General features: G+C 66.1%; 17 protein-coding genes and 1 other RNA gene. All 18 read left to right on the plus strand.

What is annotated here, in order from left to right:
* The first annotated feature begins 6 nt into the window (after window positions 1-6).
* The gene (locus F615_RS18415) at window positions 7-759 is read left to right on the plus strand and encodes a DUF3025 domain-containing protein (protein WP_019561381.1); all 753 of its coding nucleotides are present in this window, start codon (window positions 7-9) and stop codon (window positions 757-759) included.
* Window positions 758-1,088, plus strand: an RNA gene (gene rnpB, locus F615_RS19450) — RNase P RNA component class A. Before F615_RS18415 ends, rnpB begins: the two co-directional genes overlap by 2 nt.
* A gap of 16 nt (window positions 1,089-1,104) precedes the next feature.
* Complete coding sequence (locus F615_RS0111720; RefSeq protein WP_019561382.1) at window positions 1,105-2,361, plus strand: multidrug effflux MFS transporter; 1,257 nt, start codon at window positions 1,105-1,107, stop codon at window positions 2,359-2,361.
* Between the two features lie 240 nt (window positions 2,362-2,601).
* Window positions 2,602-3,033 carry a division/cell wall cluster transcriptional repressor MraZ gene (gene mraZ / locus F615_RS0111725; protein ID WP_019561383.1) on the plus strand — a complete coding sequence of 144 codons (432 nt, stop codon included), beginning with the start codon at window positions 2,602-2,604 and terminating at the stop codon, window positions 3,031-3,033.
* Window positions 3,034-3,038: 5 nt separating this feature from the next.
* Window positions 3,039-4,001: a 16S rRNA (cytosine(1402)-N(4))-methyltransferase RsmH gene (rsmH, locus tag F615_RS0111730; RefSeq protein WP_019561384.1), complete on the plus strand. Its 963-nt coding sequence runs from the start codon at window positions 3,039-3,041 to the stop codon at window positions 3,999-4,001.
* A complete protein-coding gene (ftsL, locus tag F615_RS0111735; RefSeq protein WP_019561385.1) occupies window positions 3,998-4,294 on the plus strand; it encodes a cell division protein FtsL in 297 nt (98 codons plus the stop codon). Before rsmH ends, ftsL begins: the two co-directional genes overlap by 4 nt.
* Entirely contained in the window at window positions 4,291-6,114 is a 1,824-nt protein-coding gene (locus tag F615_RS0111740; protein WP_019561386.1) for a peptidoglycan D,D-transpeptidase FtsI family protein, read from the plus strand. The genes ftsL and F615_RS0111740 overlap by 4 nt, the downstream gene beginning before the upstream one ends.
* Window positions 6,114-7,595: a UDP-N-acetylmuramoyl-L-alanyl-D-glutamate--2,6-diaminopimelate ligase gene (locus tag F615_RS0111745; RefSeq protein ID WP_019561387.1), complete on the plus strand. Its 1,482-nt coding sequence runs from the start codon at window positions 6,114-6,116 to the stop codon at window positions 7,593-7,595. Before F615_RS0111740 ends, F615_RS0111745 begins: the two co-directional genes overlap by 1 nt.
* Window positions 7,592-9,037, plus strand: a complete 1,446-nt coding sequence (locus F615_RS18420) for a UDP-N-acetylmuramoyl-tripeptide--D-alanyl-D-alanine ligase (protein ID WP_051090242.1) — start codon at window positions 7,592-7,594, stop codon at window positions 9,035-9,037. The genes F615_RS0111745 and F615_RS18420 overlap by 4 nt, the downstream gene beginning before the upstream one ends.
* Complete coding sequence (gene mraY / locus F615_RS0111755) at window positions 9,031-10,209, plus strand: phospho-N-acetylmuramoyl-pentapeptide-transferase (protein WP_019561389.1); 1,179 nt, start codon at window positions 9,031-9,033, stop codon at window positions 10,207-10,209. The genes F615_RS18420 and mraY overlap by 7 nt, the downstream gene beginning before the upstream one ends.
* Before the next feature lie 22 nt (window positions 10,210-10,231).
* Window positions 10,232-12,016, plus strand: a complete 1,785-nt coding sequence (gene murD, locus F615_RS0111760) for a UDP-N-acetylmuramoyl-L-alanine--D-glutamate ligase (protein WP_019561390.1) — start codon at window positions 10,232-10,234, stop codon at window positions 12,014-12,016.
* Window positions 12,013-13,281 (plus strand): putative lipid II flippase FtsW, encoded by a 1,269-nt coding sequence (ftsW, locus tag F615_RS0111765; protein WP_019561391.1) that lies wholly within the window; start codon window positions 12,013-12,015, stop codon window positions 13,279-13,281. Before murD ends, ftsW begins: the two co-directional genes overlap by 4 nt.
* Before the next feature lie 17 nt (window positions 13,282-13,298).
* On the plus strand, window positions 13,299-14,384 hold the full coding sequence (gene murG, locus F615_RS0111770) for an undecaprenyldiphospho-muramoylpentapeptide beta-N-acetylglucosaminyltransferase (RefSeq protein ID WP_083932465.1): 1,086 nt from the start codon (window positions 13,299-13,301) through the stop codon (window positions 14,382-14,384).
* Window positions 14,381-15,790: a UDP-N-acetylmuramate--L-alanine ligase gene (gene murC / locus F615_RS0111775; protein WP_019561393.1), complete on the plus strand. Its 1,410-nt coding sequence runs from the start codon at window positions 14,381-14,383 to the stop codon at window positions 15,788-15,790. The genes murG and murC overlap by 4 nt, the downstream gene beginning before the upstream one ends.
* Window positions 15,787-16,755, plus strand: a complete 969-nt coding sequence (locus tag F615_RS0111780; RefSeq protein ID WP_019561394.1) for a D-alanine--D-alanine ligase — start codon at window positions 15,787-15,789, stop codon at window positions 16,753-16,755. Before murC ends, F615_RS0111780 begins: the two co-directional genes overlap by 4 nt.
* 24 nt (window positions 16,756-16,779) lie before the next feature.
* Entirely contained in the window at window positions 16,780-17,520 is a 741-nt protein-coding gene (locus F615_RS0111785; protein WP_310732002.1) for a cell division protein FtsQ/DivIB, read from the plus strand.
* A gap of 8 nt (window positions 17,521-17,528) precedes the next feature.
* Entirely contained in the window at window positions 17,529-18,758 is a 1,230-nt protein-coding gene (gene ftsA / locus F615_RS0111790) for a cell division protein FtsA (protein WP_019561396.1), read from the plus strand.
* A 72-nt stretch (window positions 18,759-18,830) separates the two neighbouring features.
* Window positions 18,831-20,042, plus strand: a complete 1,212-nt coding sequence (ftsZ, locus tag F615_RS0111795) for a cell division protein FtsZ (RefSeq protein WP_019561397.1) — start codon at window positions 18,831-18,833, stop codon at window positions 20,040-20,042.
* The last annotated feature ends 20 nt before the right edge of the window (window positions 20,043-20,062 follow it).

The raw sequence follows: 20,062 nt of genomic DNA on the forward strand, positions 1-20,062 counted from the left end.
CCGGCGATGACCTGGCCGGCTTTGGATTGGCGCAGGCCCTGGTGGGCGCCGTTGGCCCAGGTGGGGGCTTCGGTCGAAGCGCGGGTGCGTGCCGGCGCCAGCGTGGCCGACGCACTCAACACCGGTGGCGGCTCGGTGCGTTGCCCGGTGCGTTTCGTGCCTCAGGAGGCCTTGCCCGACGGCGAGCCCTATGAGGCCTTCATCTTCCGCACCGGTTGTGTGCCCACGCGCAACAACCTGCACGATTTCTTCAATGGCTTGATGTGGCTCGTGCGGCCTGCGCTGAAGCGCCGCTTGAATGAGCTGCAAGCCGCCGAAATCGCGCAGCGCGGGGTGGGCGCCACCCGTGGGCCGGTGCGTGATGCCTTGACGCTTTTCGACGAAAACGCCGCCTTGCTGCGCGCGCCGGTCGAGCTGGTCCAGGCGCTGCGCGAGCGACGCTGGCGCGCGCTCTTCATCGATCACCGTACGTTGTGGGCCCAGGCGCGCTTGGAGCTCTTTGGCCACGCGCTGCTGGAAAAGTTGGTCACCCCCTACAAAAGCCTCACCGCCCATGTGTGGGTGGTGGAAGAGGGTGCCGCGCCCGACCTCGGGCTTACCCCCGAACGCCTGGCGCCCAAGCCTTTCCTGCCGCTGCCCGTGCTCGGGGTGCCCGGCTGGTGGCCGGCCAATGAGGAGGCCGCTTTTTACGACGATGCCGAGGTTTTCCGCCCGCACCGCCGGCGGCCTGGCCACCAGCCTGAGATAATGACGATGTGAAGCAAGCCAGACCGCCGCTGGTGCAAGTGCCGAAAGGCCGCACTGGAGGAAGGTCCGGACTGCGCAGGGCAGCGTAGCAGGTAACACCTGTCCGCCGTGAGGCGAGGATCAGAGCAACAGAGACGAGTCGGGCCGCGGCGCAAGCTGCGGTTCGGGTGAAACGGGCAATCTCTACGCGCAGCAACACCAAATAGGCACACGTCGATCCGGCCCGGGGAGTGTGCGGGTAGGTGGCATCGAGCCGCATCCGTGAGGGGCGGCCCAGAGGAATGGCGGTCACGGCGGGGCGACCCGCCGCACAGAATCCGGCCTATCGGCTTGCTTCACACACGCCAAAGAACGCCGATGAATCCCGACGCCCACAAGATCTGGCCCGCTCCGCGCTGGGCCCTGGCCCTGTTGCTCGCGCTGCTGGGCATGCTCGGGCCGTTTTCCATCGACACCTATCTCCCGGCCTTTGCGGGCATTGCTGGCGCATTGGGCGCCACGCCGGTGCAAATGCAGCAGACGCTGTCGGCCTATTTGTTGGGCTTTGCCTTCATGAACCTCTTCCACGGCGCGCTGTCGGACAGCTTCGGACGCCGCCCGGTGGTGCTGTGGGGGCTGGCGGTGTTTACGATCGCCTCGGCGGGCTGCGCGCTGTCGCAAACCATCGGCCAACTCGTCTTCTTCCGTGCCTTGCAGGGCTTGTCCACCGGGGCGGGCATCGTGGTTTCGCGCGCCATCATCCGTGACATGTTCCCGCCCGCGGATGCCCAGCGCGTGATGGCCCAGGTGACGATCTATTTCGGCGTGGCACCGGCGATCGCTCCCATCATCGGCGGCTGGATCTTCGTGCTGTCGGATTGGCACTTGATTTTCTGGTTTCTTGCCTTGCTGGGCGTGGCATTGTGGGTGGCCAATCACCGGCTGCTGCCCGAGACGCTGCATATGGACCATCGCCAGCCCTTCGAGCTGCGCCACCTGATGCGCGGCTACTGGCAGCTGTGCAGCGACCCGCGCTTCGTGCTGCTGGTGCTGGCCAGCGGGGTGCCCTTCAATGGGCTGTTCCTGTATGTGCTGTCGGCGCCGGCCTTTCTGGGCGTGCACTTGGCGCTCGCGCCGACCCAGTTCTTTTGGTTCTTCGTGCTGAGCATCGGCGGCATCATGGCCGGGTCGTGGTGCAGCGGTCGGCTGGCCGGCCGGATCGCGCCCAAGCGACAGATCCGCCACGGTTTTCTCATCATGACCGTGGTGGGGGGGCTCAATCTGGTGGCCAATGTGCTGTTCCAGGCCCATGTGTCCTGGGCCCTGTGGCCGATCGCGGTGTTTGCCTTCGGCTGGGCGCTGATGGTGCCGGTGGTCACACTGCTGGTGCTGGACCTGTTCCCCCAGCGCCGCGGCATGGCCTCCTCGCTGCAGGCGGCCGTGGGCTCATTGGCCAATGCCCTCGTGGCCGGGGTGCTGGCGCCGCTGGTGATGGGCAGCACGGTCGCGCTGGCCGCCGCCTCGCTGGGCTTGATGGGCGTGGGGCTGGCGGCTTGGGTCTATCTCCATCACCGCTGGCCTGAGATCGGCCGCTGCACGCATCGGTCCGAAGCCATCGCCTCGGCGGCGTCCTGAGCGCGCCCGCCGGGCGGCGCTTGCTGGCGCCCCCTCGTTCCGGCGGGTGAAGCTCCTCAAACTCCACTTTCACACCTGTTTGCAAGTCCTTATTTTTGCTGGACTTTTTTTGTCTTCGTTTCTTGGAAATCAATTGTAAGTAGTTGATTTCATTGGCAATTTTTCAAAATTTCCTTGACCGCCGAAGGGGCGCTCGCTAAAGTGGGAGAAAGTGCAACTTAGTGGGGCTTTGTGTCTTCAGTGGTCTTCCAAGGGGCGTCTGCCCTGTCGCTCGATGCCAAGGGGCGCCTGACCGTCCCGGCGCGGCATCGCGACGTGTTGGCCGCCCTGTGCGCGGGACGGCTGACCCTGACCAAGCATCCCGAGGGTTGCCTGATGGTCTTTCCTCGTCCGGCCTGGGAGCAGTTTCGCGACAAGATCGCGGCGCTGCCGATGTCGGCGGCTGGCTGGAAGCGCATCTTTCTGGGCAATGCCCAGGATGTGGAAATCGATGGGGCCTCGCGCGTACTGATCTCGCCCGAATTGCGCGCAGCGGCCGGCTTGAACAAGGACGTGATGCTGCTGGGCATGGGCAGCCATTTCGAGCTATGGGATGCCGAGCGCTATGCCGCCCACGAGGCGGCGGTCATGCAGCAGGGCATGCCCGAGGTGCTCAAGGACTTCAGTTTCTGACGGCCATGAGCGGCGCCACGCCCCCTGTTCACGAGCATCGCACGGTCTTGCTGCACGAGGCCGTGCAGGCTGTGCTGACCACGCCCGACGGCACCTATATCGATGGGACCTACGGCCGCGGCGGCCACTCAAGGTTGCTGCTGTCGCGTCTGTCGCCGCGTGGCAGGTTGCTGGTCTTCGACAAGGACCCACAAGCCATTGCCCATGCCGCGCGGGTCCAGGACCCGCGTTTTGCCATCGAGCATGCGGGTTTTTCGACGATGGCGCAGGTCTGCGCGCGCCGCGGTATCGACCGCGTGGATGGCGTGCTGCTGGATCTGGGGGTCTCCTCGCCGCAGATCGACGATCCTGCGCGCGGATTTTCTTTCCGTCACGACGGCCCCTTGGACATGCGCATGGATCCGTCGCGCGGAGAGTCTGCGGCCGAGTTCCTTGCGCGCGCCGACGAAAAACTCATCGCGGAGGTCATACGCCATCATGGGGAAGAACGGTTTGCTGTACAGATTGCAAAGGCGATTGTTGCTCGCCGCCAAAGCGGGCGCCCGGTTCGAACCACGGGCGAGCTTGCCGAGCTCGTGGCTCGTGCGGTCAAGACGCGCGAGCCGGGCCAGGATCCCGCCACGCGCACCTTTCAGGCTCTTCGGATTTTCGTCAACGCCGAGCTTGAGGAGCTCGAACAAGGGCTGAACGCCGCGCTGTCGCTGTTGGCGCCAGGGGGGCGGCTGGCGGTGATCAGTTTCCACTCGCTGGAGGACCGTCGCGTCAAGCAGTTCATCGCGGGTCATGCGCGTGCCCCCATCGAGCGCGGCAGTCCTCAGGCGCTGGGTCTGGCGCCCGTGCCCGAGCCGCTGCTCAAGGCGGTGGCGCGCATTCGTCCCTCACCGGCCGAGGTCGAGGCCAACCCACGTGCGCGCTCGGCCATCTTGCGCGTGGCCGAACGCACCGCCGCGCCTTTGGGGGGAGCATGAGCCGTCTCAATGTCCTCCTGTTCGTGGGCTTGATCGTCAGTGGCTTGTACTTGGTGCATGTGTCGCACCAAGCCCGCCGGTTGTTCGTGCAAGTCGAGCGTGCCCAGGCCGAGGAGCGCGCGCTGGAGACCGAGCACGAGCAGCTTCAGCTGGAAAAGCGCGCGCAGGCCACGCCGTTGCGGGTGGAAAAAATCGCACGCGAAAAACTGCAGATGCGCACGCCCACGGCGGCCGTGACGCAGTATGTCCATTACGAAGGGGCGGCTTCGGCTGCGCAGGGGGGCGCTCGATGAGCTGGCTTGCCCGTCTGGTGTCGCGTTCGGACCGCCGGCCTTCGGCACCGCGGCGCCGCCCTCGCAAATGGGCCACTCATGCGCTGCACGAGGTGCGGTATGCCACCAGTCCGCTGCTGGCGTCCAAAACGCCGCCTTGGCGCTCGAAGTTCCTCGTGGCTTGCATCGGCTTGTCGTTCATGGTGCTTTTGTGCCGTGCGGCCTACGTGCAAATCTTTGGCAATGACTTCTTCCAGCGTCAGGGCGAGAGTCGCTATGCGCGCACCCTCGAGCTGCCGGCCAACCGCGGTCGCATCCTCGACCGCAACGGCCTGATTCTTGCCTCCAGCGTGCCGGCGCCGTCCATTTGGGTCATTCCCAAGGACTTCGAGGCCGACCGAGCGCAACGCCGCGAACTCGCCCGTCTGCTGGGCATGACCGCAGCCGAGTTGGAAAAACGTTTGAGCGACAATCCGAATTTCGTCTGGCTGCGTCGGCAGATCGACGAAGACGTGGCCGAGCGCGTCAAGGCGCTGGGGCTCAAGGGTGTGCACCAGGTCAAGGAGTACAAGCGCCGTTATCCCGAGGGTGAGGCCGTGGCCCATGTGGTGGGCTTCACCGACATCGAGGATCGCGGCCAGGAAGGCGTGGAGTTGGCCTTTCAGCGCGAGCTGGCCGGCCGCCATGGGCAGCGTCGTGTCATCCGCGATCGGCTGGGGCGCATCGTCGAGGACATCGGCGAGAGTGTGGCGCCGGTCGATGGGCAGGACATTCAGCTGTCCATCGACTCGAAGATCCAGTTCTTTGCCTATCAGCGTCTGCGCGATGCCGTGGCCGAGCACAAAGCCCAGGCCGGTTCGGTGGTGGTGCTGGACGTGCGCAGCGGCGAGGTGCTGGCCCTGGCCAATTACCCGAGCTACAACCCGGCCAAGCGCGAGAATCTCAGTGGCGCCCAGTTGCGCAACCGGGCACTGACCGACACCTTCGAGCCTGGCTCGACGATGAAGCCTTTCGTGGCGGCCTTGTCGATGGAAACCGGGCGCGTCTCGCCCAATACCGTGATCGACACCGGGGCCGGCTGGATCAGCATCACCGGTTCGACCATCCGAGACACCCATGCCTATGGCCGCCTGACGGTGGCCGAGGTGATCCAAAAATCCAGCAACGTCGGCACCGTCAAGTTGGCTCAGCAAATTCCCTCGCGCGAGCTGTGGGAGATGTTCACCGAGATCGGTCTGGGGCAAAAGCCCCAACTGCCGTTCCCGGGCGTGGCCAGCGGGCGGCTGCGGCCTTACAAGACGTGGCGGCCCATCGAGCATGCCACGATGAGCTACGGCTATGGCCTGTCGGTCTCGTTGTTCCAGTTGGCACGGGCCTATACCGTGTTTGCGCGCGATGGGGAGCTCATCCCCGTCACCTTGTTGAAAAACCCCGATCCGGCCCCTGGCGTGCGGGTGTTCTCTCCGCGTGTGGCCCAAACCACGCGACGCATGTTGCAGATGGCTGCCGGCCCGGGCGGGACGGCGCCGCTGGCCCAGACCGTGGGCTATTCGGTCGGCGGCAAGACCGGCACGGCGCGCAAGCAAGAGGGCAGGGGCTATGCCGACAAGAAATACCGAGCGTGGTTCGTCGGCTTGGCGCCGGTGGAACAGCCGCGCATCGTCGTGGCGGTGATGATCGACGAGCCTTCGGCGGGCAAGTTCTACGGTGGCGTGGTGGCGGCGCCCGTGTTTGCCGAAGTGGTGCAGCAAAGCCTGCGCATGTTGGGTGTGCAGCCCGACATTGCCGTGCAGCCGCAAATCGTCGCGCGCCATGCCTACAGCGTGGAGGAGAGTTTTTGATGTCCGTGCGCGTCTTTGACACCGTGATGGCCGCGCAAGACTGGCTGCGCCAGCAGGGCTGCACCGACCTGGCCATCGACAGCCGGCGCATCCGCGGTGGTGAGGCTTTCATTGCCTGGCCGGGGCATGCCACCGATGCGCGCCAGCACGTGGCTGCGGCCCTGGCGGCGGGCGCGCGGGCCTGCCTGGTGGAGCGGCACGGGGTCGAGGCCTTCGGTTTCGACGATGAGCGCATTGCCGCTTTGTCTGGCTTGAAGGCCGCCGCCGGCGTGCTGGCCGACCATTGGTTTGGGCACCCTTCGTCCCAGCTGGACCTCGTGGCCGTGACGGGCACCAATGGCAAGACCTCGACCGCGTGGTGGGTGGCGCAGGCATTGACGGCCTTGGGGCGCCCCTGTGGTTTGGTCGGCACCTTGGGCGTGGGGCGGCCGGGCGCGCTCAGCGCCACCGGGTTGACCACGCCCGACCCCGTCACGTTGCACCGCAGCTTGCGCGCCTTCGTCGATCAGGGCCTGCAGGCCTGTGCCATCGAGGCCTCCTCGATCGGCCTGGAGGAGCGGCGTTTGGACGGCACACGCATGGCTGTGGCGGCGTTTACGAACTTCACGCGCGACCACTTGGACTATCACGGCGGCATGGCTGCCTACTGGGAAGCCAAGGCGCAGCTCTTTGCTTGGCCGGGGTTGCGTGCGGCGGTCGTGAACCTCGACGACCCCAAGGGAGAAGACCTGCTGGAGCGCTTGCGTGGACGTAGCGCCGATGTGTGGACCTATGGCCTGCACGGCGCAGCCGGCTTGCAGGCCCGCGCAGTGGGCTACGGCAGCAGTGGCCTGGGCTTCGATTTGTGTGAAGGCTCGCAGTGCGTGCCGGTGCGCACCGCGCTGATCGGCCAGTACAACGTATACAACCTGCTGGCCGTGGCCGGGTGTCTGCGAGCCCTGGGGGTGCCGCTGGAGCAGGCCGCGCATGCTTTGCAGTCGCTGGGGCCCGTGCCCGGGCGCATGCAGCGCCTGGACGAAGAGGGCGTGGCCTCGGTGGTCGTGGACTACGCCCACACGCCCGATGCCTTGGACAAGGCGCTGAGCGCCTTGAGGCCCTTTGTTCGCGAGCGAGGCGGGGCGCTGTGGTGTGTCTTTGGCTGCGGCGGCGATCGCGACAGCAGCAAGCGTCCCCAGATGGGCGCGATCGCCCAAGCGCGTGCTGACCGTGTCATCGTCACCAGCGACAACCCGCGCAGCGAGCCGCCGATGCGCATCATCGAGCAGATCGTCGCGGGCATGCGTCCGGCTCCCACGTTGCAGGCGATCGAAGACCGGCGTCTGGCGATTGCCACCGCGGTGGCGGCGGCCGACCCGCGCGACGTCATCTTGCTGGCGGGCAAGGGCCACGAGGACTATCAAGAGATTGCCGGCCAACGCCTGCCCTTCTCGGACGTGGAGGAGGCCCGCGCGGCGCAGCGGGCGCGGAGGTTGCGCGCATGATGACCTTGTCCTTGGCTCACAGCCTGCTGCCCGGCTCCACTCTGGTGGGCGATGGGCAGACTCGGCTGCTGCGCGTGCACACCGACACGCGCAGCTTGCAAGCGGGGGACTTGTTCGTGGCGCTGCGCGGCCAGCGCTTCGACGCGCACGAGTTCTTGGCGCAAGCGCGCGCCGCCGGTGCGGCCGCCGCCGTGGCCGAGCGCGGGCTGAACGAGGTCGGTCTGCCGGGCTTGTTGGTGCACGACACGCGCGCTGCGTTGGGACAGCTGGCCGCCGGATGGCGAGCACGCATGCAATTGCCGCTCATTGCGGTGACCGGCAGCAACGGCAAGACCACCGTCACGCAGATGATCGCCTCCATCCTGCGGGCCTGGGTGGGAGACGCGGCTGCTTTGGCCACGCAAGGCAACTTCAATAACGACATTGGTGTGCCACTGACCCTGTTGCGCCTGCGGCAGGACGACCAGACCTGGCACCGGGTGGCCGTGGTCGAGCTGGGCATGAACCACCCGGGCGAGATCGCTCAGCTGGCGCGCTGGGCTGCCCCCACGGTGGCCTTGGTCAACAACGCGCAGCGCGAACACCAGGAATTCATGCACGGTGTGGAGGCCGTGGCTCGCGAAAACGGGGCGGTGATCGAGGCCTTGGGGCCCAAGGGCGTGGCCGTCTTTCCAGCCGAGGATGCCTACACGGAACTGTGGCGCAGCTTGGCGGGCGCGCGGCCGGTTTGGGTCTTCGGCGAGCAGCAGCAGGCCGATGTGCGAGGTCAAGCCCAGTGGAGCGACACCGGTTGGATGCTGCAGGTCGATACACCCATGGGCCGGTTCGAGACGCAGCTGCACATTGCCGGGCGTCACAACATCCACAACGCGCTGGCCGCCACGGCCTGTGCCTTGGCGGCCGGTGCGCCGCTGGAAGCGATCGCGCAAGGCCTGCAACGCTTCGTGCCCGTGCGTGGGCGCTCGCAACTGCAGGCGCTGGTGCTCGACGGGGCCCCGCTGCTGCTGGTCGATGACAGCTACAACGCCAACCCTGACTCCGTGCGGGCGGCCATCGACGTGTTGGCCGAACTGCCTGCTCCGCGTTGGTTGGTGCTGGGAGACATGGGCGAGGTCGGAGACCAGGGCCCGGCCTTTCACGCCGAGGTCGGGGCTTATGCGCGCGAGCGCGGCATCGACATGTTGTGGGCCGTGGGAGCGCAAAGCCTGCATGCCGCCCGTGCGCATGGGGCGGGGGCGGTCCATTTCGCCTCCACCGCCGATGCCGTGGCGGCGTTGGGGCAGCGGCCAAGTGGCGCACGCAGTGTGCTGGTCAAAGGATCGCGATTCATGAAGATGGAACAGATGGTGCAGGCGCTGCAGGCACGGGCTGCTGCGGTGCCTGCCGAGGCGGGCCGTTTCCAAGGGCCCACCCATGTGCAGGGAAAGGACCAGCCATGCTGATCACGTTGGCGCAATGGCTGCAAGGGCTGTCGCCGGAACTCGGGTTCTTGCGGGTGGTGCAGTACCTCACCTTCCGCGCGGTCATGGCGGCCATGACGGCATTGCTCATCGGCTTGGTGTTCGGTCCGTGGGTCATCCGCAAGCTCACCGAGCTGAAGATCGGTCAGCCCATCCGCGAGTACGGTGTGCAAGCCCATCTGTCCAAGCGCGGCACGCCCACCATGGGTGGCGTGTTGATCTTGCTGGGCATGACGGTGTCGACCCTGCTGTGGTTCGACTGGTCCAACCGCTTCGTCTGGATCGTGTTGCTGGTGACCTTGGGGATGGGCGCCATCGGCTGGGTGGATGACTGGCGCAAGGTCGTGCAGAAGAACCCCGAGGGCATGCGCTCGCGCGAGAAGTACTTCTGGCAATCGGTGATCGGTTTGACCGCGGCCACATTCTTGGCGTTCGCGGTGTCGGAGTCGTCCAACCTGCGCGTGCTCGAACTGTTCGTGCGCTGGGTGCAGTCGGGATTTTCCAACCCGCTGCCACCCAATGCGGATTTGTTCGTGCCCTTCTTCAAGACGGTGAGCTATCCGCTGGGGGTTTGGGGCTTCATCATCCTGAGCTATCTGGTCATCGTCGGTTCGAGCAATGCCGTCAATCTCACCGACGGCCTGGACGGCCTGGCCATCATGCCGGTGGTGATGGTGGGCTCGGCCCTGGGGGTGTTCGCCTACGTGGTGGGCAATGCGGTGTACTCGCGCTATCTGCTGTTTCCCTACATCCCTGGCGTGGGCGAGCTGTTGATCTTCTGCGCGGCGATGGCCGGTGCGGGGCTGGCGTTTCTGTGGTTCAACACCCATCCGGCCCAGGTTTTCATGGGCGATGTCGGGGCCTTGGCCCTGGGCGGTGCGCTGGGCACGATCGCCGTCATCACGCGTCAGGAGATCCTGCTGGCCGTCATGGGGGGCATCTTCGTCGTCGAAGCCCTGTCCGTGATGGTGCAAGTCGTCTATTTCAAATACACCAAACGCAAGTACGGCGAGGGCCGGCGCATTCTCAAGATGGCGCCACTGCACCACCACTTCGAGAAATCCGGCTGGGCCGAGACGCAGGTGGTGGTGCGCTTCTGGATCATCACCATGCTGCTGTGCCTGATGGGCTTGGCCTCGTTGAAGCTGCGTTGAACGGGAACATCGCACACTGACCATGAAGGACCTGCAAGGCATCACCGTTCTCGTGCTCGGGCTGGGCGCGTCGGGCTTGGCCATGGCGCGCTGGTGCGTGCGTTGCGGGGCCCGGGTGAAGGTCTGGGATTCGCGTGCGCAGCCCCCGCAGGCCCAGGTGCTGCGCCAGGAACTGCCGCAAGTCGAGTTGTTCTGTGGCGAGGCCATGCCCTCGTGGGTCGAGGGCGTGCAACGCATTCTCAAGAGCCCTGGTCTGTCCCCCCACGACCCGCGGTTGCAGGGCCTGCTGGCCGAAGCGGCGCGGCGGTCCGTGCCGGTGCAAGGGGAATTGGATCTCTTTGCCCGCGCACTGGCCGATCTGAAGGCCGAGCGCCGCTATGCGCCCAAGGTCGTGGCCATCACCGGGACCAATGGCAAGACCACCACCACGGCGATGGCCGCGCTGCTCATCGAGCGTGCCGGCCGTCGCGTGGCCACGGCCGGCAACATTGGGCCGACCATGCTCGACACCCTCGGGCAGGCCTTGGACCTCGAACCCGAGGTGCCCACCGCAGTCGAGCCGACGCACACCGGCCCGCAAGCGCAGGACACCGCGCCGCTGGCCGAGGCGGCCGAATCGCATAAAGACGTCGCCGCCCCGGACGAAGACGCCCAGGCCGTCGATGCCATCCATGCGGCCGAACGCCACATCGAGGAGACGCTGGAGGCCGTTGCGGCCCTCACCGGTGAAAGCGAGCCAGTGCTGCCGCTGGCGCCGCCCCCGCCTGCGCCGCCGGTGTTCGAGCACCTGCCAGAGGTGTGGGTGTTGGAGTTGTCGAGCTTTCAGCTCGACGGCGTGCAAGGCTTCGAGCCGAGCGCGGCCACGGTGCTCAACCTCAGCCAAGATCATCTGGACTGGCACGGCAGCATGGATGCGTATGCGGCGGCCAAGGCGCGCATCTTTGGTCGCGAGGCGGTGATGGTCATCAACCGTGACGACCCTCGGGTCGAGGCGATGGTGCCGGCGCCACAGACCGTCGGCAAAGGGCGTACGGCCAAAGTGATCGAACGGTCCGTGGTGCGATTCGGGTTGGATGCGCCCAGCCATCCGGGTGATTTCGGGTTGGTCGTGGATGCGGGCATGGCCTGGCTGGTGCGAGCCCTGCCCAGCGATGAGCCGCACAAAGCGACCCGTCGCCGCAAGGATGAAGCCGATGAGGAACTGGTGCTCCAGCGCTTGATGCCCGCCGATGCGCTGCGCGTGCGAGGCCGACACAATGCCGCCAACGCCTTGGCGGCCCTGGCCTTGGCCACGGCCATCGGCTGTCCGTTGGCGCCCATGCTGCACGGCTTGCGTGAGTACGCCGGCGAGCCCCACCGGGTGCAGCATGTGGCCACCGTCGGCGGTGTGGACTATGTGGATGACAGCAAGGGCACCAATGTCGGCGCCACGGTGGCGGCGCTGCTCGGGCTGGGGGCCGACCGCCTGGGGCGCCGGCTGCTGGTGATCTTGGGCGGTGACGGCAAGGGCCAGGATTTCACGCCACTGGCCGATCCGGTGTCGCGTCATGCACGCTTCGTGGCATTGATCGGGCGTGATGCCCCGGCCTTGGAGGCGGCGCTGGCCGGCACTGGGGTGGCGCTTGCGCGTTTCGACAGTCTGGAAGCCGCCGTGCGCGGCTGTGCCGAGCGGGCCGAAACTGGCGATGTCGTGCTCATGAGTCCGGCGTGTGCGAGCCTGGACATGTTCCGCAACTACGAGCATCGCGCCGAAGTGTTCGTGGCGGCCGTGCGCGCTTTGGCCCAAGAGCGGGGTGAGGTGGTATGACCGCGGCGTCTCGCACCACCGGCTGGGACGCCTTCAAGGCGCGCCTGCGCTGCCTGTGGCCGGCCGCCGGCGGCCGAAAAGGGCGCGACGTGCCGGTGCGCGACTGGGTGGCCACTGGCCGGCCTGCTCGTCTGCAAGGCTTCGACCAAACCTTGGTGTGGGTGGTCGTGGCCTTGCTCGCGCTCGGCTTGGTGATGGTGTATTCGGCTTCCGTGGCTTTGCCGGACAATCCGCGCTTCTCGCGTTATGCGTCCACGCATTTCCTCCTCCGGCATGCACTATCGATCGGACTGGCTTTCATCGCCAGCCTGGCCGTGCTGCAAGTCCCGATGCAGGCCTGGGAAAAATACGCGCCTTGGCTGTTCGTGGGGGCGCTCGCGTTGTTGGTGGTCGTGTTGCTGCCCTTCATTGGCAAAGGCGTCAATGGCGCGCGTCGCTGGATTCCGATGGGCTTTTTGAATTTCCAGCCCTCCGAGCTGGCCAAGCTGGCCATCGCGATGTATGCCGCGGGCTACATGGTGCGAAAGATGGAGGTCAAGCAACGCTTCTTCCAGGCCATGGCGCCCATGGCCGCCGCGCTGGTGGTGGTGGGCCTGCTATTGCTGGCCCAGCCCGACATGGGGGCCTTCATGGTGATCGCCGCCATCGCGATGGGCATTCTTTTCCTGGGTGGGGTGAACGGACGCATGTTCTTCCTGATGGCTGCGCTCATCGTGGCGGCCTTCGTCGTGATGATCAGCGTCAGCGAGTGGCGGCGCGAGCGCATCTTCGCCTATCTCGATCCGTGGAACGAGGCTTACACCCTGGGCAAGGCCTACCAGCTGTCGCATTCGCTCATTGCCTTCGGTCGCGGCGAGATTTTTGGCCAGGGATTGGGCTCCAGCGTCGAGAAGCTGCACTACTTGCCCGAGGCTCACACGGACTTCCTGCTGGCCGTGATCGGCGAGGAGCTGGGCTTCGTCGGCGTGGCTGCGGTGATCGTCGCATTTTTCTGGCTCACGCGACGCATCTTTCACATTGGTCGCCAAGCCATTGCGCTGGACCGCGTCTTTTCGGGTCTGCTGGCCCAGGGCATCGGGATTTGGATGGGGGGGCAGGCCTTCATCAACATGGGCGTGAATCTGGGCGTGCTGCCCACCAAGGGTCTGACCTTGCCGCTGTTGAGCTACGGTGGGTCGGCCATCTTGATGAATTGCATCGCCATTGCCGTGGTGCTGCGCGTGGACATCGAAAACAGGCAGCTCATGCGGGGGGGACGCACGTGAGCCATCACCTCGTCATCATGGCCGCCGGCACCGGGGGGCACATCATTCCGGGGTTGGCCGTGGCCCAGGAGATGCAGCGCCGGGGATGGAGCGTGAGCTGGCTGGGCACCACCACCGGCATGGAAAACCGCTTGGTGCCGGCCGCCGGTATCGCGCTGGATACCATTGCTTTCACGGGGTTGCGCGGCAAGGGCTGGTGGCACACCCTCACCGGAGGACTGCGTTTGCTGGCAGCCTTCGTCTCGTGCTGGCGCATTCTGGGCCAGCGCCGGGCCGATGCCGTGCTGGGCATGGGCGGCTATGTGTGTTTCCCTGGTGGCCTGATGGCCGCTGCGCGTCTGAAGCCGCTGGTGTTGGTGAACGCCGACGCCTCTTTGCTGATGAGCAACCGTGCGCTGTTGCCCGTGGCCGATGCGGTGGCGTTCGGCTTCGACGGCGCCGCTGCGGTCAAGACCAAGCGCGCGGTGGTCACTGGCAACCCGGTGCGCGAAGACATCGAGGCCTTGCCCGGCCCCGAGGAGCGCTTTGCCGGCCGACACGGGCCCTTGCGCGTGTTGGTGGTGGGCGGCAGCCTGGGCTCGCGCGTGCTCAACGAGACGCTGCCCAAGGCACTGGCGCGGATTCCCGTGGACCAGCGGCCGCGCGTCGTGCATCAGACCGGTGCGCTCAACCGCGATGCGGTCAAGGCCCTGTACCGGGCCGAAGGCTTGGATCCCGACCACGAGGTCGAGGTGCTGCCTTTCATCGATGACATGGCGCGCCGCTTGGCCGAGTGCGATGTGGTCGTGTGCCGAGCCGGCGCGGTCACCGTCAGCGAGTTGTGCGCCGCCGGCGTGGCCAGCGTGCTGGTCCCGCTGCTGGTGAGCACCACTTCCCACCAGCGCGACAACGCCCAGTACATGGCTCAGCATGGGGCGGCCCTGCACCTGCCGCAAGACGAACTCACGCCCGAGCGTTTGGCCGAGCTGCTGCGCGGCCTGGACCGCGACACCCTCGTGGCCATGGCGCGCAAAGCCCGCAGCCTGGCACGCCCGCGTGCAGCCGCCCGCGTGGCCGACGAAATCGAAAAACTGGTGCAAGCCCACCATGGAGGGGCGCGATGAAACACGCCGTCAAACACATCCATTTCGTCGGCATCGGTGGGGCCGGGATGAGCGGCATCGCCGAAGTGCTGTTCAACCTGGGGTACACCGTGTCCGGCTCCGACCAGGCCGACAGCGCCACCGTGCGCCGATTGGCCGCTTTGGGCCTGAAGGTGATGATCGGCCACGATGCGCAGAACATCGCTGGAGCCGACGCCATCGTCATCTCCACGGCGGTGCGTGGCGACAACCCCGAGGTGATCGCCGCGCGCGCGCGCCGCGTGCCGGTGGTGCCGCGCGCGGTGATGCTGGCCGAGTTGATGCGGCTCAAGCAGGGCATCGCCATCGCTGGCACGCATGGCAAGACCACGACCACCAGCTTGGTGGCCAGTGCGTTGGGCGAAGCCGGCGTCGATCCCACCTTCGTGATCGGTGGGCGCTTGAACAGTGCCGGCGCCAACTCTCGATTGGGATCGGGTCAGTACATCGTCGTCGAGGCCGATGAATCCGACGCTTCATTTCTCAACCTGATGCCCATCGTCTCGGTCGTCACCAACATCGATGCCGACCACATGGAAACCTATGGGCACGACTATGCGCGGCTGAAGGCGGCTTTCGTCGATTTCCTGCACCGCATGCCGTTTTACGGCGCGGCGATTCTGTGCGCCGACGACCCCGGTGTGCGCTCGATCATTCCGATGATTTCACGCCCGGTGATCACCTACGGTTTCGGGGAGGATGTGCAGGTGCGTGCCGTCGACGTTCGCGCCGAGGGGGCGCAGATGCGCTTCGTCTGCCAGCGTCGCAATGGCGTGGCCATGCCCGACCTGGAAGTCACGCTCAACCTGCCGGGTGAGCACAACGTGCTCAACGCCCTGGCCGTCATCGCAGTGTGCACGGAGCTGGAACTGCCCGATGCGCCGGTGCTCAAGGCCTTGGCCGAGTTCAAAGGGGTGGGGCGGCGCTTCCAGCGCTATGGGGACCTGCCGGCCCAGGGGGGCGGTCGATTCACCCTGATCGACGACTATGGCCATCACCCGGCGGAGATGGCTGCCACGCTGGCGGCTGCACGCGGGGCGTTCCCGGGCCGCCGACTGGTGTTGGCATTTCAGCCGCACCGTTACACCCGCACGCGCGACTGCTTCGAAGACTTCGTCAAGGTCATTGGCCAAGGGGCCGATGTGGTGCTGCTGACCGAGGTCTATGCCGCTGGCGAGACGCCCATCGTGGCTGCCGATGGGCGCTCGCTGGCGCGTGCCCTGCGTGTGGCGGGCAAGCTCGATCCGGTGTTCGTCGACGAGATCGGCGACATGGCCCAAGCCATCCTGGACCATGCGCGCGATGGCGATGTGGTCATCACCATGGGGGCGGGCAGCATCGGCGGGGTACCCGCCCAGGTGCTCGAGTTGTTGAAGGAAGCCGCATGAAGTTCGATCCGTCTTCGATCGATGTCAAAGCGCTGGGCAAGGTGGCCGTGCTGATGGGCGGCCTGTCTGCCGAGCGCGAAGTCTCGCTGATGTCTGGCACCGGGGTGCTGCAGGCGCTGCTGTCTCAAGGGGTCGATGCCCACGCCTTCGATCCGGCCCAGCGCGACTTGTCCGAACTCAAGCGGGAAGGCTTCGATCGCTGCTTCATCGCCCTGCATGGCCGCTTCGGTGAGGACGGCACCGTCCAAGGCGCCCTGGAGCTGCTGCGCATTCCCTACACGGGCTCGGGCGTGATGGCTTCCAGCATGGCCATGGACAAGGTCATGGCCAAGCGAGTGTGGCGTTTCGAGGGGCTGCCTACGCCGGATTGGCGTTTGGTGACCAGTGCCGAAGAAACCCGCGCGGCCTTGCAAGCCCTGGGCGCGCCGATGATCGTCAAGCCTGCGCGGGAAGGCTCCACCCTCGGACTGACCAAGGTGGAACGTGTGGAGCAATGCGACGCTGCCTATGCGCTGGCCTCGTCCTATGACACCGAGGTGTTGTGCGAGGAGTTCATTGCCGGAGACGAGACCACCTGCCCGGTGCTGGGGGAGGGGGCCTCGGCCCAGGCGCTGCCGGTCATCCGCATCGTGGCGCCGCAAGGCAATTACGACTATCAGAACAAGTATTTCACCGACACCACGCAGTACCACTGCCCAAGTGGTCTGCCCGCCGAAGAAGAGCGCGAGATTCAACGCATCGTCGTGCAGGCCTATCGCACCCTGGGGTGCCGAGGGTGGGGGCGTGCCGACGTGATGATTCGCGCCAGCGACCGCCGTCCGTTCCTCTTGGAGATCAACACATCGCCGGGGATGACGGGCCATTCCTTGGTGCCCATGTCGGCGCGCGCGGCCGGTTTGTCGTATGAGCAGCTGTGCCTGTGGTTGGTGTCGCAGGCCGCGTTGGAACACACCGTGCACCCCTGAACCATGCCGCTGGACATTCGCCTCATGAACGCCGCTGCCGCCGTGCTGTGCGCACTGGCTGCGCTGGTCTTTCTATGGGCTGCGGCCAGCTGGGTGGTGCGTTGGCCTGTGTTCTCGATCCGGGCCATCCGCATCGATGGTGACGTGGCGCGCAACTCGGTGGCCACGATTCGTGCCAATGCCTTGCCGCGTTTGAGTGGCAACGTGTTCACGATGGATTTGGCGCAAGCCCAGCAGGCTTTCAAGGCCGTGCCATGGGTGCGTCAGGCCGTGGTGCGCCGCGTGTGGCCCAACCGGCTGGCCGTCACGCTGGAAGAGCACGTGCCGGCCGCTTATTGGCGTGGTCCGAAGGGCGAGGACCGGATCGTCAACACTTTCGGCGAGGTGTTCGAGGCCAACCTGGGCGACATCGAAGACGAAAGCCTGCCCACTTTGACCGGTCCCGAAGGCAGCGCGGCGCGGGTGTTGGCCTTGTACCGCGAGGTGGCCCCCGTGTTGGCCCGACTGGGTTCGCCAGTGGTGCAGCTTGGGCTGTCCGAGCGAGGGCACTGGCATGCGCAGCTCGACAGCGGCGCGCGCATCGAGTTGGGCCGAGGCAGCGCCGAGGAAGTGCTGGCGCGCGTGGACCGGCTGGTGGCCACCATCGGTCAGGTCACCGCCCGCTACCCCGGACCGCTCGAATATGCCGACTTGCGCCACCGCGAAGGCTATGCCGTGCGCATCCGCGGGGTGACCACACAGACGATCCCGGCAGCAAAGAACTGAGGAACTTCATGGCCAAGGAATACAAGGATCTCGTCGTCGGCTTGGACATCGGCACGGCCAAAGTGATGGCGGTCGTGGCCGAAGTGTTGCCCAGCGGGGAACTGCGCTTGGCGGGGCTGGGCGTGGCTCCTTCACACGGACTCAAGCGTGGTGTGGTGGTCAACATCGACGCGACCGTGCAGTCCATCCAGCAAGCGCTGAAAGAGGCCGAGATGATGGCCGACTGCAAGATCACGCGCGTCTATACCGGCATCACCGGTAGCCATATCCGAGGGCAAAACAGCACGGGCATGGTGATCGTGCGCGACAAAGAGGTCACGCCCACCGATGTGGCGCGCGTCATCGAGACCGCCAAGGCGATCAACATTCCCAACGATCAGAAGCTGTTGTTGGTCGAGCCGCAAGAGTTCGTGATCGATGGTCACGAAGTCAAGGAGCCCATCGGCATGAGCGGTGGGCGTTTGGAGGTCAAGGTGCATATCGTCACCGGGGCTCAGAGCGCGGCCGAGAACATCGTCAAATGCGTGCGCCGTTGCGGCTTGGAGGTCGAGCAGCTCGTGCTCAACCCCAGCGCCTCGGCTGCGGCCGTGCTCACCGATGACGAGAAGGACCTAGGGGTGTGTCTGGTCGATATCGGTGCGGGCACGACCGACGTGTCCATCTACACCGATGGTTCCATCCGTCACACGGCGGTCATTCCCATCGCGGGCGACCTCATCACCAGCGACATCGCGATGGCCTTGCGCACGCCGACGAAAGACGCCGAGGAGATCAAGGTCGAATCCGGCGTGGCCAAGCAGATGCTGGCCGACCCCGACGAGCAGGTCGAAGTGCCCGGGTTGGGCGATCGTGCCCCGCGCATGCTCAGTCGCCAAGCCTTGGCCGGCGTGATCGAGCCTCGCGTGGAAGAGATTTTTTCGCTGGTGCACCAAGTCATCCGCGAAAGTGGCTACGAGGAACTGCTGTCCTCGGGCATCGTGCTGGCCGGCGGCTCGGCGGTGATGCCGGGGATGGTCGAGCTGGGCGAAGACATCTTTCTGAAGCCCGTGCGCAAAGGCATCCCGACCTATTCGGGGGCCTTGCATGACATGGTGGCCAATCCGCGCTCGGCCACCGTGATGGGCTTGTTGGAGGAGGCGCGACTGTCGCGCGTGCGCGGTCACCGGGCGGCCCAGCAGGTCGGTTCGGTGCAGTCGTTCTTTGGTCGCGTGAAAGACTGGTTCATTGGGAATTTTTGAGCGTGGGGCCGACAGAAGACCCCGCATGTGTTTCTTGTGTGATGGCAACTGCAACGACGAAGGAGGTTCATCATGGCTATCGAGATGATTGAAGAGTTCAACCTGGGCACGCAGATCAAGGTGATCGGTGTGGGCGGCGGCGGCGGCAACGCGGTCGAGCACATGATGGCCCAGGGCGTTCAAGGCGTGGAGTTCATCTGCGCCAACACCGACGCCCAGGCGCTCAACCGCTCGTCGGCGCACAAGCTCATCCAGCTTGGCACCACGGGCCTGGGCGCCGGATCCAAGCCCGAGGCCGGCAAGGCTGCCGCCGAGGAGGCCGTGGACCGCATCCGCGAGGCCGTCGATGGCGCCCACATGCTCTTCATCACCGCCGGGATGGGCGGTGGCACGGGCACGGGGGCGGCGCCCGTGATCGCCCGGGTGGCCAAGGAAATGGGCATCCTCACCGTCGGCGTGGTGACCAAGCCGTTCGATTTCGAGGGGCCGCGTCGCATGAAGCAGGCCGATGCCGGCCTGGCCGAGCTGGAGGCCAATGTCGATTCGTTGATCGTGGTGCTCAACGAAAAGCTGCTGGAAGTCCTCGGCGATGACGTCACCCAAGAAGAGGCGTTCGCCAAAGCCAATGATGTGTTGAAGAACGCCGTGGGCGGCATCAGCGACATCATCCACATCCCTGGTTTGGTGAACGTCGACTTCGAAGACGTGAAGACCGTGATGAGTGAGCCTGGCAAGGCCATGATGGGCACGGCGGTAGCCTCCGGCCCGGACCGCGCGACCAAAGCGGCCGAAGCGGCCGTGGCCTGCCCGCTGCTCGAAGGCATCGACCTGTCTGGCGCCCGTGGCGTGCTGGTGTTGATCGCAGCCAGCAAGAGCAGCTTCAAGCTGAGCGAGTCGCGCAACGCGATGAACACCATCCGTCGTTACGCGGCCGAGGACGCCCACGTCATCTACGGCACCGCCTACGACGAGAGCCTGGGCGACCAACTGCGCGTCACCGTCATCGCCACGGGCTTGTCGCCGCAGGCGCGCCGCCAGCAGGCCCCCATCAGCGTGGTGCACTCTCAGCCGGCCTTGCGCACGGGGACCGACAACATCCCGGTGCTCAATGCCACCGTCTCGATGCCTGCGACGGCAACCTCCACGCACGACTACGCCAGCCTGAACACCCCCAGCGTCTGGCGCAATGGGCGCACGCAAGCCGCCGCCAAAGTCGATGCCTTGGCCAGCAACGGCATGGACGAAATCGAGATTCCGGCGTTCTTGCGCAAGCAGGCCGACTGAAGCGCCCTCAAGGGGGGCGG

The sequence above is a fragment of the Caldimonas manganoxidans ATCC BAA-369 genome (assembly GCF_000381125.1).
Classification (GTDB): Bacteria; Pseudomonadota; Gammaproteobacteria; order Burkholderiales; family Burkholderiaceae_C; genus Caldimonas; species Caldimonas manganoxidans.

Coding starts and splice junctions, on each gene's coding strand:
- F615_RS0111740 (WP_019561386.1), top strand. CDS start 4,291: ATGAGCTGGCTTGCCCGTCTGGTGTCGCGTTCGGACCGCCGGCCTTCG.
- ftsL (WP_019561385.1), top strand. CDS start 3,998: ATGAGCCGTCTCAATGTCCTCCTGTTCGTGGGCTTGATCGTCAGTGGC.
- F615_RS18415 (WP_019561381.1), top strand. CDS start 7: ATGACCTGGCCGGCTTTGGATTGGCGCAGGCCCTGGTGGGCGCCGTTG.
- murD (WP_019561390.1), top strand. CDS start 10,232: ATGAAGGACCTGCAAGGCATCACCGTTCTCGTGCTCGGGCTGGGCGCG.
- F615_RS0111720 (WP_019561382.1), top strand. CDS start 1,105: ATGAATCCCGACGCCCACAAGATCTGGCCCGCTCCGCGCTGGGCCCTG.
- ftsW (WP_019561391.1), top strand. CDS start 12,013: ATGACCGCGGCGTCTCGCACCACCGGCTGGGACGCCTTCAAGGCGCGC.
- murC (WP_019561393.1), top strand. CDS start 14,381: ATGAAACACGCCGTCAAACACATCCATTTCGTCGGCATCGGTGGGGCC.
- F615_RS0111745 (WP_019561387.1), top strand. CDS start 6,114: ATGTCCGTGCGCGTCTTTGACACCGTGATGGCCGCGCAAGACTGGCTG.
- ftsZ (WP_019561397.1), top strand. CDS start 18,831: ATGGCTATCGAGATGATTGAAGAGTTCAACCTGGGCACGCAGATCAAG.
- F615_RS0111780 (WP_019561394.1), top strand. CDS start 15,787: ATGAAGTTCGATCCGTCTTCGATCGATGTCAAAGCGCTGGGCAAGGTG.
- rsmH (WP_019561384.1), top strand. CDS start 3,039: ATGAGCGGCGCCACGCCCCCTGTTCACGAGCATCGCACGGTCTTGCTG.
- ftsA (WP_019561396.1), top strand. CDS start 17,529: ATGGCCAAGGAATACAAGGATCTCGTCGTCGGCTTGGACATCGGCACG.
- murG (WP_083932465.1), top strand. CDS start 13,299: ATGGCCGCCGGCACCGGGGGGCACATCATTCCGGGGTTGGCCGTGGCC.
- F615_RS0111785 (WP_310732002.1), top strand. CDS start 16,780: ATGAACGCCGCTGCCGCCGTGCTGTGCGCACTGGCTGCGCTGGTCTTT.
- mraY (WP_019561389.1), top strand. CDS start 9,031: ATGCTGATCACGTTGGCGCAATGGCTGCAAGGGCTGTCGCCGGAACTC.
- F615_RS18420 (WP_051090242.1), top strand. CDS start 7,592: ATGATGACCTTGTCCTTGGCTCACAGCCTGCTGCCCGGCTCCACTCTG.